General features: G+C 69.2%; 22 protein-coding genes. 12 read left to right on the top strand and 10 right to left on the bottom strand.

Features of this window, described 5'->3' with window-relative positions:
* The first annotated feature begins 32 nt into the window (after positions 1–32).
* Entirely contained in the window at positions 33–647 is a 615-nt protein-coding gene (locus tag AB0L06_RS09610) for a histidine phosphatase family protein (protein ID WP_500230511.1), read from the top strand.
* An 8-nt stretch (positions 648–655) separates the two neighbouring features.
* On the opposite strand, the gene AB0L06_RS09605 is transcribed toward AB0L06_RS09610, so the two are convergent.
* Complete coding sequence (locus tag AB0L06_RS09605; protein ID WP_500230510.1) at positions 656–1,243, bottom strand: hypothetical protein; 588 nt, start codon at positions 1,241–1,243, stop codon at positions 656–658.
* Between the two features lie 465 nt (positions 1,244–1,708).
* Between AB0L06_RS09605 and AB0L06_RS09600 the strand changes: the two genes are divergently transcribed.
* Entirely contained in the window at positions 1,709–2,728 is a 1,020-nt protein-coding gene (locus AB0L06_RS09600; RefSeq protein ID WP_500230509.1) for a hypothetical protein, read from the top strand.
* Positions 2,729–2,889: 161 nt separating this feature from the next.
* Here AB0L06_RS09600 and AB0L06_RS09595 read toward each other — a convergent pair whose 3' ends face one another.
* Together AB0L06_RS09595 and AB0L06_RS09590 are read right to left on the bottom strand one after the other, a co-directional pair.
* Entirely contained in the window at positions 2,890–3,516 is a 627-nt protein-coding gene (locus AB0L06_RS09595) for an NAD(P)-dependent oxidoreductase (protein WP_500230508.1), read from the bottom strand.
* Between the two features lie 13 nt (positions 3,517–3,529).
* A complete protein-coding gene (locus AB0L06_RS09590) occupies positions 3,530–3,979 on the bottom strand; it encodes an SgcJ/EcaC family oxidoreductase (RefSeq protein WP_500230507.1) in 450 nt (149 codons plus the stop codon).
* A 162-nt stretch (positions 3,980–4,141) separates the two neighbouring features.
* Between AB0L06_RS09590 and AB0L06_RS09585 the strand changes: the two genes are divergently transcribed.
* From AB0L06_RS09585 to AB0L06_RS09560, 6 genes are all read left to right on the top strand, one after another.
* Positions 4,142–4,579, top strand: coding sequence for a hypothetical protein (locus AB0L06_RS09585; RefSeq protein ID WP_500230506.1), 438 nt, complete (start codon positions 4,142–4,144; stop codon positions 4,577–4,579).
* On the top strand, positions 4,569–5,132 hold the full coding sequence (locus AB0L06_RS09580; protein ID WP_500230505.1) for a DUF3995 domain-containing protein: 564 nt from the start codon (positions 4,569–4,571) through the stop codon (positions 5,130–5,132). The genes AB0L06_RS09585 and AB0L06_RS09580 overlap by 11 nt, the downstream gene beginning before the upstream one ends.
* A 252-nt stretch (positions 5,133–5,384) precedes the next feature.
* Positions 5,385–5,900, top strand: coding sequence for a DUF6879 family protein (locus AB0L06_RS09575; RefSeq protein WP_500230504.1), 516 nt, complete (start codon positions 5,385–5,387; stop codon positions 5,898–5,900).
* Positions 5,901–5,902: 2 nt separating this feature from the next.
* Complete coding sequence (locus AB0L06_RS09570) at positions 5,903–6,748, top strand: helix-turn-helix domain-containing protein (RefSeq protein ID WP_500230503.1); 846 nt, start codon at positions 5,903–5,905, stop codon at positions 6,746–6,748.
* Positions 6,749–6,905: 157 nt separating this feature from the next.
* On the top strand, positions 6,906–7,391 hold the full coding sequence (locus AB0L06_RS09565) for a glycine-rich domain-containing protein (protein WP_500230502.1): 486 nt from the start codon (positions 6,906–6,908) through the stop codon (positions 7,389–7,391).
* A complete protein-coding gene (locus tag AB0L06_RS09560) occupies positions 7,388–8,266 on the top strand; it encodes a phosphotransferase family protein (protein ID WP_500230501.1) in 879 nt (292 codons plus the stop codon). Before AB0L06_RS09565 ends, AB0L06_RS09560 begins: the two co-directional genes overlap by 4 nt.
* A 216-nt stretch (positions 8,267–8,482) precedes the next feature.
* Here AB0L06_RS09560 and AB0L06_RS09555 read toward each other — a convergent pair whose 3' ends face one another.
* Genes AB0L06_RS09555 through AB0L06_RS09535 form a run of 5 tightly spaced genes read right to left on the bottom strand, consistent with a single transcriptional unit; the run spans position 8,483 to position 10,029 of the window.
* Positions 8,483–8,668: a DUF397 domain-containing protein gene (locus tag AB0L06_RS09555; protein ID WP_500230500.1), complete on the bottom strand. Its 186-nt coding sequence runs from the start codon at positions 8,666–8,668 to the stop codon at positions 8,483–8,485.
* Positions 8,665–8,850: a DUF397 domain-containing protein gene (locus AB0L06_RS09550; protein WP_500230499.1), complete on the bottom strand. Its 186-nt coding sequence runs from the start codon at positions 8,848–8,850 to the stop codon at positions 8,665–8,667. The genes AB0L06_RS09555 and AB0L06_RS09550 overlap by 4 nt, the downstream gene beginning before the upstream one ends.
* Complete coding sequence (locus tag AB0L06_RS09545; RefSeq protein WP_500230498.1) at positions 8,847–9,035, bottom strand: DUF397 domain-containing protein; 189 nt, start codon at positions 9,033–9,035, stop codon at positions 8,847–8,849. Before AB0L06_RS09545 ends, AB0L06_RS09550 begins: the two co-directional genes overlap by 4 nt.
* Complete coding sequence (locus tag AB0L06_RS09540; RefSeq protein ID WP_500230497.1) at positions 9,032–9,220, bottom strand: DUF397 domain-containing protein; 189 nt, start codon at positions 9,218–9,220, stop codon at positions 9,032–9,034. Before AB0L06_RS09540 ends, AB0L06_RS09545 begins: the two co-directional genes overlap by 4 nt.
* 2 nt (positions 9,221–9,222) lie before the next feature.
* On the bottom strand, positions 9,223–10,029 hold the full coding sequence (locus AB0L06_RS09535; RefSeq protein ID WP_500230496.1) for a helix-turn-helix domain-containing protein: 807 nt from the start codon (positions 10,027–10,029) through the stop codon (positions 9,223–9,225).
* 156 nt (positions 10,030–10,185) lie between these two features.
* Between AB0L06_RS09535 and AB0L06_RS09530 the strand changes: the two genes are divergently transcribed.
* The 4 genes from AB0L06_RS09530 to AB0L06_RS09515 all read left to right on the top strand — a co-directional run bounded on the left by AB0L06_RS09530 (position 10,186) and on the right by AB0L06_RS09515 (position 12,037).
* A complete protein-coding gene (locus AB0L06_RS09530) occupies positions 10,186–10,416 on the top strand; it encodes a hypothetical protein (protein ID WP_500230495.1) in 231 nt (76 codons plus the stop codon).
* A 50-nt stretch (positions 10,417–10,466) separates the two neighbouring features.
* On the top strand, positions 10,467–10,757 hold the full coding sequence (locus AB0L06_RS09525) for a hypothetical protein (RefSeq protein WP_500230494.1): 291 nt from the start codon (positions 10,467–10,469) through the stop codon (positions 10,755–10,757).
* Between the two features lie 55 nt (positions 10,758–10,812).
* Positions 10,813–11,238, top strand: a complete 426-nt coding sequence (locus AB0L06_RS09520) for a hypothetical protein (protein ID WP_500230493.1) — start codon at positions 10,813–10,815, stop codon at positions 11,236–11,238.
* A 295-nt stretch (positions 11,239–11,533) separates the two neighbouring features.
* The gene (locus tag AB0L06_RS09515) at positions 11,534–12,037 is read left to right on the top strand and encodes a hypothetical protein (RefSeq protein WP_500230492.1); all 504 of its coding nucleotides are present in this window, start codon (positions 11,534–11,536) and stop codon (positions 12,035–12,037) included.
* 266 nt (positions 12,038–12,303) lie between these two features.
* Here AB0L06_RS09515 and AB0L06_RS09510 read toward each other — a convergent pair whose 3' ends face one another.
* Positions 12,304–13,413 (bottom strand): hypothetical protein, encoded by a 1,110-nt coding sequence (locus AB0L06_RS09510; protein ID WP_500230491.1) that lies wholly within the window; start codon positions 13,411–13,413, stop codon positions 12,304–12,306.
* Positions 13,410–13,790, bottom strand: coding sequence for a PadR family transcriptional regulator (locus tag AB0L06_RS09505; protein WP_500230490.1), 381 nt, complete (start codon positions 13,788–13,790; stop codon positions 13,410–13,412). Before AB0L06_RS09505 ends, AB0L06_RS09510 begins: the two co-directional genes overlap by 4 nt.
* Positions 13,791–14,008: the final 218 nt, after the last annotated feature.

Here is a 14,008-nt window from a genome sequence, read left to right as displayed (position 1 = left end):
GCCGCTAACCCAGCGCGCGCGATCATTCGCCGATGACCAGCCGACGGACGCTCCTGGGCGCGGTGGCCGCCGCCCCTCTCCTGGCCGCCTGCGAGAGCGCGCGGCACGGCGCCGCGAACGCCGCGGGTACCGGCTCCGACCTCGTGATGATCATCCGGCACGGCGAGAAGCCGCCCGCGAAGGGCGCCCCGTACGGCGTCACCGCCGACGGCGTCCGCTCGGACGGCTCGCTCACCGTCCGCGGCTGGACGCGCGCGGGCGCCCTGGCCGTCCTGTTCGCCGACCCCCACCGCGCCGGGCTGCGCCGTCCTGACCGGATCTTCGCCGCGAGCCCCGACGGCGGCAGGTCCCTCCGCCACAGCCAGACCGTCACCCCCCTGGCCGGACGCCTCGGGCAGCACCTCGACCTCACCTACACCAAAGGCGAGGAGAAGAAGCTCGGCAAGCACCTGGCCCGCCTGACCGGCGTCACCCTCGTGGCCTGGGAGCACAAGGCCATCCCCGACATCGCCAAGGGCCTCGGCGCCGTCACCCCCGCCTGGCCCGACGACCGCTTCGACCTGGTCTGGCTCTTCGCCCGCTCGGCCACCACCTGGAAACTCACCCAGGCCCCGCAACTCCTCCTCCCCGGCGACCGCCCGCTCTGACCCGGCGTTCACTCGTCGGGCAGGTAGAGCAGCGCGTGGACGGCTCGCTGCCGGACGCCCGCGTCCCACTGCGCCGCCGCCGCGGCGACAAGGCCGTCCAGTTCCGCGAGGTGGTCGATGTGGCCCGTCCGGCGCTCGGCGTCCCACGCGCCGACCCACCGGGCGTGCGCCGCGTGCAGGTCGATCAGCCGGACGGCCGTCGTCTCGCAGAACGCCCGGACGCCGTGCCGCCGCATCGTCCCCCACGCGGACGCGGGGGACGAGGCGATCGGGCCCGCCCATCGTTCGGCCAGGTCGGAGAGGTCGAGACGGCCGGCCCGCTCGTCCAGTTCGCCCCAGAAGCGGGAGCGGTCGCCGTGCTCCAGCAGGCGGGTCAGCAGCGACTCGGCCCGCCCCAGATTGGCGGCCTTGGCCTGGAAGACGTCCGCCACCCCGCGCCGCGTCCGTGCGGCCCCCGACCGGACGGAGTGGACGGCCTCGTCGAGCTGGACGGCGTACATGCCCTCCAGCGACAGGCACCGGGACAGCCGGTCCCAGGCGTCGACCGGCCCCCGCTCCGCATAAGATCTGAGAATTTCATTTCCCTGGAATCCCACTAAGGCAACCTTTCTGAGGCTCCGGAGGGCGCTTCTTTCATTCTGGGAAGATGTCTTCGGCGGCTCCACACAGTCGTTGGCCAAAATATCCACACAAGGCTGGATCTCTTGAAGTTCCTGGTCGACACTGACGTTGTGTCAGAATGTCGGGCAAATGACCTGCTGCGTGGTGCTCGGACGGCTCTCGGGTACTCACAGCACGAGTTCGCCGAGCGACTCGGTGCGTTCATGCGTGAGAATCTCAAGATCAACGTCGCGCCCAGCGGCAATCTCGTCGGCCTCTGGGAAAGGGGCGAAGTCCGACCGGGCCGGAAATATCGGCAGGGTCTGAGTGCCTTCACCGGGTTGTCCGAATCGGATCTGGGATTTCCGGAGCTACCCTTTAGTGACACTCTGTCATTGGGGCGCGTGGCGGCGCGGGCCGTCGGGCAGGATTCCCGTGATGACGATGAGGCGGGTGAGAATGTGCTCCGGCGAGAACTGCTGATGCTGGGCGGCGTGACGCTGGCCGGCGGGCTCGTCGGCTCGTCCGCCGACCCGGTGACCGGCCCGATCGAGGCGGTGCTGGTCGCCGCGCCCGAGCGGCTCGCGCCGCCGGGCGTTCCGGCGTTGCGGCGGGCGCTCGACCAGGCGTGGCGCGCCTACACCGACTGCCGGTACGCCGAGGCGGCCCGGGGGCTTCCCAGGCTGATCAACGCGGCCTCGGGGGGACGCGACGACAGCGCGGGTCAGGGGCGCGCGCGGTACTCGGCCCTGCTCGCGCAGTCGTACATCCTGTCCTGCGAACTCGCGGTGAAGCGGAACGAGAACAGCCTGGCCTGGGTGGCCGGTGACCGGGCGCTCCAGGCGGCTCGGTCGAGCGGCGTTCCGTCGGTCATGGCCGCCGCGTCGCTCGCCGTCGGGATGTCCATGCGCCGGGTCGGACGCTGCGACTCGGCGATCCGGCTTCTCACCGGCACCGCGAATGACCTGGTGGAGCGCGCGCATCCCACGCCGGAGACGCTCGCCGACTACGGATCGTTGCTCTGCGCGGCGTCCTACGCGGCGGCGCAGGGCGGACGCGACGGCGTCGCCCTGGACCTGCTGGACGAGGCGGAGCGGGTGGCCGCCCGCCTCGGCGGGACGTCCGCGTGGACCGCCGGGCACCGCCCGTTCACGCAGACCAACGTGCATGTCTACCGGATCGGCGTGAACACCGCGCTCGGTGACACGGCCGCCGCCCTGGACGCCGCCGACCGAGTGCGTCCCCACCGCCTCGGGTCGCCCGAGCGGAGGCAGCGGTTCGTGATCGACAAGGCGCGCGCGCTCGTCCGGCACGGACGCACCGCGGACGCGTTCGTCCTGCTCAGGACGGCTGAGGCGACCGCCCCGGAGGAGTATCGCAGGCCGTCCGTCCGGGCGCTGGTGGGGAACATCGTCCAGGCGCCCGGCCCGAAACCGCAGGGCCTGCACGAGATGGCAGCGCGCATCGGAGCCCCCCTCTAGGGCGTGTCTCAAAGCCACCTGCCCTACTGCGCGACGCCCAGGCACGCACCTCACGGGGTTGTCGTCGGTCGACGGCCAAACCCGGGCCGACTCCCTCCTCCGCCCCCGCGATGCACGCACCTGGCCGCCGCTCGCCACGGGCGCCGACTTTGAGACACGCCCTAGGACGAGACGGCGACCGGGCGGGCGAAGGTGAGCGGGTCGTCCAGGTGGTCGACGATGAAGGCGGCCAGGTCGGCACGGGACGTCCGGTTCCCGACGCGCTCGGTCGCCCCGATCGAGGCGCGCGGACTGCCCGAGCCCGGACGGTCGTTCAGACCGGTGGGGCGGACGGCCGTCCAGACCAGCCCGGACGCGGCGAGCTGCGCTTCCATGCGCTCCATGTCGGCGTACGTGTCGCGCATGAGGCGGTACAGGGCGCGGGCGGCGAGGCGGGTGCCGGGCCCGGCGTCCGCCGGGGCGGCGAGCCCGGCGGACGAGATCACGACGAGGCGGGCGCCCTTCGGAAGGGCCGCGGTGATCGCGGCGGTGCCCGCCGAGTAGAGGTCGGTGGGGCCGCGCCCGGCCGGTCCGAGCGCGGAGATGACGGTGTCGTGGCCGGTCAGGGCCTCGCGGAGGGCATCGGGGTCGGTGACGTCCGCCGCCCGCACGGTCAGGCGCGGATGCTCGATGCCGAGGTTCTCGGGACGGCGCGCGATGGCGGTGACGGAGCGCCCGGCGGCGAGGGCGCGTTCGACGACGAGGCGTCCGGTGCGTCCGGTGGCGGCGACGACGGCGACGGAAGACATCGGCTTCGTCAGGTCAGGCGGCGTCGGCGGCGGGCTTGCTGGCGGGCTGGACCTTGAAGGAGAACGCCTCCATCAGCGGCTTGCGCTTGGTGTTCTGGAACGCCGCGACCTTCCACGCGCCGTCCGCCCGGCGGACGAGCGTGTAGGTCTGGATCTTGTCGAGCTTGGCGGGCCGGTCGCCCTTGGGGTTCGCGCCGCGGGTGATGACCACCGCGCTGTCCGGACCGGTCAGCTGGATGCTCTGGGTCTCGGAGGCGAGTCGGGTGCCCTTCAGGAAGCTGTCGAACAGCACCTGGTGGGCGGAGCCGATCTCGTCCGCCCCCTTGTAGAAGGTGCCGATGTAGGTGATGTAGGTGGCGTCCTCGGTGAACTCGGCGCCGTAGGCCGCCCCGTCGCCCGCGGCCCAGGCGGCGGACAGACGGTCGAGGACGGCGGTGATGGCGGCGGTGTCGGTGACGTTCATTCCAAGCCCCTTCTCTTTCGCAGTAACTTCCTTGTTAAAGTCTCTGCGTTGAAGAAGACATTAGGTCGGACGGCGGCACGTGTCAACCTTCGGCCGCACGGGGGATGTGGATCACCCGCGCGGGGGAGGGCCCTCGCGCCCGCGATCTCTAGCGTCGAAGGCATGGATCGGCAACGCCGCTGGCCCGCGTTCGCACTGGCCGTCGTGTTCCTGGCATACGCCGTCGGCAAGGCGGCCTACGCGATGCAGGCCCGCCTCGGCTTCCCGGGCGGACCACCCGTGTCGGACGCCGAGACCCACGACTACTTCCTGGACCCCGCCCTGGCCCAGTGGTTCGCGACGTTCACCGGCATCCTGGCCGCTGGCGTCGCCCTCACCACGGTCACATCGTTCGGACGACGCGTACCGCGCCCCTTCATGCTGCTTGTCCTCGCCGCGATGGCGGTGGCCGTCCTCGGCGGCGGCGGAATCATGGCCCTGGACGCGTTCATCGGCCTCGGCGTCGGCTGGAACGCGTACTACGGCGTCCTCGGAATCGTGATGGTCGCCCTGTTCGCGGAAACGACCCGCTCCTACCTATGGTCGACCCGTGCCGTCTGACCTCACACGCCTGGGCGCCTACGGCGCAGCGATCTGCGCCGCCGCGTACGGATCCATGAAGCTGGCCCAGGCCCTGGGCGCGAACGCCCTCGCCGACAAGGACCCGCTACGTCCTGACATGCGAGAACGCCTCCTGGCCCGCGACCCGATGTTCGTGGCGAGCCACTGGATCCTCGCCACCGCCGCGGTCATCGGCGTCCTGCTGGCCCTGGCCACCGTCCGCCCGTGGGGCAGAAACGTCCCCCGCCGCCTGCTCCTGCTCACGACATGGACGCTCGGCCTCTTCATGATCGTCCGAGCCGTCGGCGTCATCGGCTTCGGCTTCGTCGGCGACACCCTCGTCCTCACCAACACCACCCCACCCGACCCGGAGTACGTGGACCTCGCGCGCTACTTGGCCCGCTGGGACCTGACCCTCTGGTCCCCCTTCTTCCTCACCTGGGGAACCTGCTGGACCCTAGCCGCCCGCCACCTCACCAACACAAACCGAGCTCCCCGGCTCCCCTTGACCGTGGAGCAGCGTGCGGGGGAGGCTTCCGCAGAGACGCAGTGAGCATCATCGAGCATCCTCCGGAATGGAGACGCGATATGGCTCTACGGCTGATCGGTGGAGACGACAAGAGTGAAGGCGGCGACTCTCCCGCTGTGTGGGTGGACACCGACACCTACGAGATCCTTGTGCAGGGGCTCACCGGGGACGAACCGACCAGGACCGAAGCGCGGGCGACGGGGAAGCTCACGCCCGATCACGAGTCGATCGTCAGGTTCCCCGACCGGCTGTACCGTTTGCTCGCGGAGGCGCATCGTGTCATCGCAGAACTTCGAGGAGATCTTCACGGAGATGCTCCGCGAAGCCGACCATGAAGCACTGCACCTGGAGTTGAGGGACTACTACGGCCCTCCCTCCAAGACGTTCGCGGACTGGAAGGCCGGGATCGACTACGACCCGGCGGACCGGTTCGCGCCCTGGGTGTCGCTGGTCCGGGAGACCGTCGCACGTGGTGTCGCGGTTCGCCGTGCCCGCATCGTTGGAACTCCGGTGAGTGAGTACACGCGGTACCTCCACTGGACGACCAGTATGAACATCGGAGCCGGCGAACAGGTTCGCTGGTTGGCCCGCCGTGACGCGGCCGATCTCTGCCTCACCGGCGCGGACTTCTGGCTGATCGACGGCGCCGTCGTCCACTGGAACCACTTCTCAGGCGACAGCGTCCTCAGCGAGGTCGAACGGGACGACCGCGAAGCGTCGGCCAATCTGGCACGTTCAGCGTTCGAAACCGCATGGGCGAGGGGCATCGATCACTCCGCGTTCAAGCCCTGACGGTGGCCCACTCTCCGACCCCGGCGGTTCGGGAGGCGCGGCGCACCCTCGCGGTGCGCCTGCGGGACATTCGCCGTGACGCGAACCTCAGCGGGACGGCGTTGGCGCGGGCCGCGCACTGGGATCGAACCAAGGTCTACAAGATCGAGGCGACCACGACCGCGCCGTCTGAGCCGGACATCCGCACCTGGTGCGCCGTCTGCGACGCGGAGGATCAGATCCCTGATCTGATCGCGATGGCCCGCGCGGTCGAAACGATGTACGTCGAGTGGCGCCGAGCCGCTCGTTCCGGGTTGAAGGCGGTCCAGTGCGGAGCCATCCCGCTCTATGAGAAGACCACGAGTTTCCAGATCTATGAGCCTGGAGTGATCCCCGGACTTTTCCAGACCAGGGACTACGCGACGGCCCGCATGGGGCGGTTCAACGAGTTCCACGGGTTCCCCGGCGACCTCGCGGACGCGGTCGAGGCTCGTATGGAGAAGCAACGAGTCGTCCGGTCGGGAAAGCGGACGTTCGCCGTCGTCCTGGAGGAGTCGGCGTTGTGGTTCCGGATCGGTTCACGCGAGATGATGCGCGAGCAACTTGATCACTTGCGCCGGGTCGCCATGTGGCCGCAGGTCTCGCTCGGGATCATCCCCCGTGACCAGGATCGCCTCATCTGGTCGGTGCCGAACTTCTGGGTCTTCGATGGACGGCGCGTGATCACGGAGACTCCCACCGCCGAGCTGAACATCACCGCGCCGGGCGAGGTTGAGCTCTATCGGCGTGTCTTCGCCGATCTCTCGACCATGGCTCTCGTTGGAGCGGGCGCTGAGCGGCTGATCTCGGAGACGTGCGCACGGCTCTGAACCACAGCGAGCATCTTCGAGCATCTTTGTGGAGGCCCGCCGAAGCCGGGACCTAGCGTCCTCGGCATGGGGCGCCACAGCACGAGGCATGCCGACCGTCCGCCCCGTAGGTTCCCGGCGCGGCGACCGGCCGTGCCCGTGAGGATCAGGAGGAGCGATGACCATCACCACGGAACGGGTGGTTGCGACCGCCGCTCATGACACCAAGGGGTTGATCTCCCCAGATCTGTTCGCCCGGCTCGTCGCCCGCATCGTTCGGGACGAGCAGGTGAGTGTCGAACATGCCGAGCGGGTCATGGTTCAGACGCTCGGGTTCCTTCGGGCGTGCGCCCTCAACCCCGAGGCGAGGTTGTCCCCGTCGGAGGCGGTGGACGTCGGCTGGCACACCTTCATCCTCCACACCCGCGAGTACGCGGCGTTCTGCCAGCAGGTCGCGGGCCGCTTCATTCACCACCGGCCGACCAGCGAGCAGGACGTCTGCGACGGCAAGGCATCCTGCAAGAGTGAGGCCATCGGCGCTACCGTCGCGGCCATGCGCGCAGCGGGGATCAGCGTCGACACCGAACTGTGGAATCCGGCGGCGAACTGCAGCCAGTGCCACGCCGGGTGCCACGACTCTCCCCAGCCGGAAGACGCAGCGTGAGAGCGCTGCACTGGGAGGACCTCCCCGAACCCTCGCACGCCGCGATCGAGGCCCGATGCGGAACCATCCTGAAGGCCGAGACGACCACCCGAGGGATCATGCCTGGCCTGGCAGCACGGCTCGACACCATCGATGGAGGCCGGTTCTTCCTCAAGGCCGTGTCCGACGACAGCCCGGCGCGAGAGTTGTACCTGCGTGAGGAGGAGGCCAATGCCGCACTCGCCGCGTCCAAAATCGCGCCCACGATGCTGTGGTCGTCGATCGGCCACGGTTGGGTGGTGATGGTCTTCGAGTACATCGAGGGCCGGGAAGCCGACCTGTCGCCTGGCTCGCCTGACCTTCCCCAGGTTGTGGCGCTGCTTCGGCGGCTCGGTTCCCTGCCCGCCTGGCAGGGCGCACCGCCCGTCACCCACAACGTGGCGGCGCTGAGGGACACGGCCAACGCGCTGCTCAACAGACACACCGGCGCTGACCACTGGGAAGAGTACGCGCAGGCCCTCGACCGGTTCGACCTGGACACCCTCGCAGGTGGTGCTCTGGTCCACTACGACCTGTCATCCGGCAACCTCCTTGGCACCACCGATGGCACCAAGGCCGTCGACTGGTCGTTCGCCTGCGCCGGGGCGGCGTGGCTGGACGCGGTGCTGCTGCTGCCCCGACTCATCGAGGCCGGGCACACCCCCGCCCAAGCTGAGGCGGTCGTGGCCGAAGTGCCCGCCTGGGACGCCGCGCCGGCCGACAGCATCACCGGGCTCGCCACCCTCTGGACCATGTTCCGCGAGTACAAGGCCTTCTACGGTCCCAAGGAGATGCGGAACGCCCGCGCCCAGGCAGCCGACGCCGGACGGGCCTGGGTCAAGCACCGGACCCACTGACCTCCATCCAGCCAGCCCCGCCGCTCCCCGCGCGGCGGGGCCTCGCCTTGTCGCAGGTTCCACACCCGCACAGCAGAGCGTGAGTCCCGGCCACGCCTTCCGGCGAAGCTGCTCTGGGGACCTGCTGGCCCCTCACTGCCTGCCACCTCACCAAACAAGACGAGCCCCCAGCCGCACCCCGCGACCAGAGGCCCATCAAGCCTGACGAGACGTCGGTCAGGCCCCAAGCTCCCGAACCGACCGAGCGAACGAACGCCACTCCCGCCCGTCCAGCACTAGCCGAGCGCCGGGGTCCTTCGAGTCCCGCACCCCAATGCCCGATCCCAGGTCAGCGACCTCAACGCACTGGCCGCCCTCATGTCCGCTGTAGCTGGACTTGCGCCAGCGCACTGGGCTCGTCATGCGACGTCCCTGATCCGACGCGTGAGGTTCCGCCAGTCGCCGACGGTCAGGACGATCCTGGGTCCGTCGACATCCTTCGAATCGCGCACCCCCACGACACCCGTGAGATCCGCGACCTCCACACACTGGCCGCCCTCGTGGGCGCTGCGGCTGCTCTTGCGCCAGCGTGTCTCCGTGGTCACGGCGCACCGACCTTGATCTGGTGAGCGAGCGCGCTCCAGTCGGCGGCGGCGAGGACGAGCATGGGGCCGTCGGGAGCCTTCGAGTCCCGAACTCCGATCCTCAGACCCAGATTGGCAAGCTCGACGCAGTCGCCACCCTCATGTCCGCTGTGGCTGCTCTTGCGCCAGCGCGCCGCGCTCGTCATGTGAGGTCCTTGAGGCGGCGCGTGAAATTCCGCCAGCTCTCAGCGGGCAGGACGAGCCTGGGACCTTCGGCGTCCTTGGAGTCGCGTACTCCGACGACGCCTGTTAGGTCCGCGACCTCCACACACTCGCCGCCCTCGTGGGCGCTTCGGCTGGACTTGCGCCACTGCACATTCGACGGCCTCAACGTCACAGCTCCTCCAACAAAGCGCGGATGAAGGCTCGCGACTCCACAACCGTCAGGGCATGGTCGCTGACGAGGCCATACCGGATGAGGTAGTGCGCCGCTCGCATGGGTTCCTCGATCAGTATCCCCAAACCCGCCGACTCCGTATAGGCCACGTGCCTTCCGGACTCCATCCCTAGGACGATGAACGGGCCAGCGTAGCCCTCGTGGTAGGCCGACGCCTGACGCACCACGCGAATGCTGACGTTCGGGAGTTCCGAGAGGGCCAGCAGGTGCTCCAGTTGGGCGCGTTGGATCTCCCTCCCACCGATCGCGTTCCGGAGAGCATGCTCGTCGAGCGTGTACCAGATATGCGGAGGGTCGTCTTTGGTGAGGATCTTCTGGCGTTCCATGCGTGTGGCGACCAATTTCTCCAGGTCACCCTCCGGATGGCACGATCCCATGATCGCGCGTGCGTACTCCTCGGTCTGGAAGAGCCCCGAGATCAGGGAGAGGGTGTAGATCTGGACGCACGTGGCGATCCTCTCCTTGCTGAGATATTCGGGGAATCCCGGCGGGAGCGCCGTCGTGATCTCGATCTCCTGGCTCAGTTCCCAGATGCGGAAGAAGTGGCCGTCCGTCTTGAAGAACGTGTCGAGATCGTTGGCGCTCTGCTCGGAGATCTTGCGCCCGCTCTCCATTGTTGAGATCCACCCGCCGGTGCATCCGAGAAGTTCGGCGAGCTGCTCCTGCGTGTAGCCCGCCCTCGTGCGCATGCGGTGGAGTTCCTTGCCGAAGTGGATCCGGACGCGGTCTTCGGCATGTCCCATGCTGACTCCCCGGGGCTTAACCAGCGGTGCTGGTGAATTTGGATCTTGGCCAGGTGAAGCGATGGTGCGATCGAGTCGCTTCCGAGATTAACCCTGCGACTGTGATGGTGTTCACAGAAATTCAAACCGGCTCTCAAACGCGAAGGTTCTCCCGATATGGACATGCGGCGCATCCCCGACGGCACCGTTCTCGCCGCCCTTGAAGAGGATTTCCCGGCCTGGAGATTCATCGTCAGTGATAAGGGACGCTGGTGGGCACTAAGGGGCCCGCTGCCCATGGACCAATTGAGCGAGAAGGACGCGTTCGACGCCGATACCGCCACCGAACTGCGGGCCGCGCTGCGCGCGCACGGGTGGGGAAACGGGAAGTTGGGAGGCTCCCGGTGACCTCGCCCTACAGCCACAGTGCGGCTCGCTGGGGGGAGGGGGTGTGGCCGGTGGGTGTGCCCCCACTCGCACCGTCCGCGCCCCCACCCCCCGTTCCACCCCACACGCCGTCCGGCGGCGTCCCGCGCATTCCGCGTTGGGACGTCCCGGACGCGCGGCAGCCCACGGTCATCGAACGTCTGCGGGCGCGGTTTCCGGGCATTCACTTCTGGTGGGGTGTCTTCACGTTCAGCTGGTGGGCCTACGTACCGGGCCCCGGCCTCGGCCGCCTGATCGAAGCCTCCACCCCCGACGAACTCGGCGACCGCCTCGCGCGCCTGCGCGCCCAGTCCGGCCTCTGAACAGACACGACGGCCCCGCTTTCACGAGCGGGGCCCGTCGCGGAGGAGTCCTCGCGTGAAACGGCGTCCGTTCGACTACGACTTCTGGAAGGGCGAGCCCACGGCGTGGACGACCAAAGGCGTCCACTGGCATTGCCATCTGTGGCGGGCGACCGCTGACCAGTACCGGAATGACGCCGAGCGACGGGATCCGGGCTCCACCCTCGCGCCGCTGGTCGTCCAGGAATGGCTTCAGAAGCCCCCGCGGCTCATCGACCACGTGGCGCGGACGCCGGAGGACGGCACAGCCTGGTTGTCCCGACAATGGGACGCCCTGAAAACGAAGGTCGCGGGCGCATCAGCCCCTCCGGATGCCACCCGCCTCGGCCTGGCCCTGTACGACCTCCGCCTTGGCCAAGGTGTGGCGTGGGGGTTCTGGACGCTCGACGCGTCCCACTTCGTGGGTCTGTACGTGGTGGTCGCCGAACAGGACTGCCACTGACCTGGCGGGGAAGACGGGTGCGCGTCGTCCGTTTCGAGGCGTCCTGGTCGCAGCCCGTGCCGGACGCGGCGGCGGTGCCGGCGCCCGTTTGTGGGTGTTCGGCAAACAGTGGCTGAACGCGCGAACTTCTGTGTGGTCTCGTGACATCCAGACGCCGGATTCGGGGCGTGGGTTCGGCGCGAAGCGGGTCGGATTGGTCACGTCGTGTCGTGCCAACCGCTGGGAGAAGGCTCGCATCTCACCCCGTACAGCGCGATCACGCAGACCGCGCCCCCCGAGGTTGGGAGCTCCCCCCATGCGCAAGATCCTGCTCACCGGTGCGGCAGCGGCGCTCGCGCTCAGCCTGTCGGCCTGCAACATCGACGTCAACGGCAAGGCCACGGCGTCCGAGCCCTCCAGCACCGCGTCCGCTCCCAACAGCACGTCCGTCCCGTCCGAGACGCCGTCCCACCACCGCACCGGCACCGGCGGATCCGGCGGGTCGGACTCGGGGCCCTCGGCCCGTCCCTGTGACCCGAACGTGTCGCCCATCCGCAAGGGCGCCTGCCCGGTCTCGGTGAAGTCCGGGCCGCTGCGCTACCTGGCCTCCGGCAAGTACACCGTCGGGGACACCGCCTTCTTCACCACCCAGGACACCGTCCTGGTCGTCGCCAGCGGCACCTGCCCCGACGGCACCAGCTCCGGCCCCAACATGCGATGCAGCCTCGACGGTATGGACGAGTGGGTCCAGAAGTCCCCGCACAACGTCGTCGTCCACTTCGACGGCGGCAACGCCACCAAGATCCAGGAAACCCAGTAACACCCAGCGCACCAACTGGCCCGCGACCGCCACAGGACCCACCCACCGGGTCCCCGGCACGCGGGCCGTGCGCTTTTCCGGGCAAGGGACGGACGCGCGGAAACCGCGTCCCGTCCGGCACTGGATGTCTCGAAACCGAAGCGGGTTCTGAACAGGCGCGACGGGCCCCGCTCTTCGTGAGCGGGGCCGTCGTGGGTGGGGCTGACGTGAGTCGGCGTCCGGTCGGTGATCTGGTGTGGATCGACCGGGGGCGGGCCCGGGGCGGGTCAGGCGGGGGTCTGTTCGCGGCGGCGTGTCCGGCTTTGGGTGGGGAGTTCGACCAGGCGGACGCAGAGCATGGTGAGCGCGAATCCGACCAGGCCGTAGGTGATCGACCACGAAGGGTCGGCGCCGCCGTTGCCGCTGATCAACCCGCCCATGCTGGGGGTGAGGAGCGTGCTGGCCAGGCCGCCCATTGCGGTGGGGAAGGCCACGTCGATCAGCAGGCCCCAGGCGGGAACGGCGGCGATCGTCAGGAGGGCGACGGCGCGGCGGCCTTCGCGGCTCCGCGCCAGCGCCGCGAGGACCAGGACGGAGGCCACCGACATCTCCAGCAGCTGCAGCCGATCCCAGGTGGTGAGGGCGTGGAAGAACGCCTCGGGGGACAGGCCGAGGTACGGGCCGGGCCCGTGCCCGAACAGCAGGACGAAGCTCTCGGAGGAGAGTCCCGCGGCGAGGACCACCGCCGTCGCCGCCAGAATCGTGCCGCGGACGCGTCCGACGAGGCGAGCGCCGTGGAGAGGGCCAGGGGAGGCGGCCAGGGACGCGGTGGCCAGCAGTGCGAGTGGCAGCGACGAGCTTGCCATGGAGGCCGCCAGCCAATCGAAGTCGTGGGCCCTGAGGAACTTCCCGGCGAGGACCAGGACGATCTGGACGCCGGTGACCGTGCAGGCGGCGCGGGCGGCGGTGCCGCGTCGGCCACGCCAGACCAGGACGGCGATGCCCGCCCAGGCCAGCCAGTACGGTCCCGTGCCGAAGGTGAAGACCAACTTCTGCTGCGTTGACCAGGCGGCGAGGGAGAAGTCCGAGACCGATGCCTGGAACGGGATGTTGATGAGGGACTGCACGCCCCTGGCCAGCAGTTGGAGCAGCGCGAGGAATCCGGCGAGAGCGAGGGCCGCGGGCCAGGCGGACGGGCCGTCGCCGCTGATGACCGGCCGCAGCCGGATCCGGATCGCGCCGGTCACGAGGTCGGCGATCTCGGCCGGGGACGGGCGGGTCTGGCCGGGACGCGCGGTCGACAGCAGGAGGTCCAGCATCTCCCGCTCGTGGGTGGCGCGGTGGGCCGCCGGGTACAGGGTCAGCAGCCGACGATAGCGGGCCTCGAGCATGCTCAACGGAGTCCTCCTGACAGGCGTCCGGTCGGCAGTGGGGCGAACATGGCGTCACCGAGGCGCGGGCGGGCGGCCAGGCGGCGGGCCGCGACCTCGGTCCGGCGGCGCAGCGCCTCGACCTCGGCGGCGAGCGCGGCGGCGCCGTCCTCGGTGAGGCGGTAGTAGCGGCGCAGCCGGCCGTCGACGACCTCCTCGCGGTCGGAGGCGATCAGCCGCTCGGCCTGCAGCCGGTCGAGCGCGGCGTACAGGGTGCCGGCGCGCATCCGGGTCCGTCCGTCCGAGATGCGTTCGATGTCGGAGATGATCCCGTAGCCGTGCCGGGCCCCCTCGGCCAGCGCGGTGAGGATCAGGAACGTCGGTTCCTGCATGGCCTTACTCATGTGATCTTTATATACCGATGATTTGACTATGCACCAGCGACAGGCTGGCCCGGGTAGCGTTCACTTTCATTTCAATGCAACGAAGCGGTGATCGTCGTTGCGTTACTTTCGAGGGTGTTGCAACGAAATTGCCTGCTTGAGCTGCAGATGTGCATGTTTTGTGCAACGACTGACTTGTGGAGATTTGGAAAGCAACGTAGCGTTTCCATTGTTCGAAA

Origin of the sequence: Spirillospora sp. NPDC052269 (genome assembly GCF_040679435.1) — a bacterium.
GTDB lineage: Bacteria > Actinomycetota > Actinomycetes > Streptosporangiales > Streptosporangiaceae > Spirillospora.
This window is presented reverse-complemented; position numbering and strand designations above follow the sequence as displayed.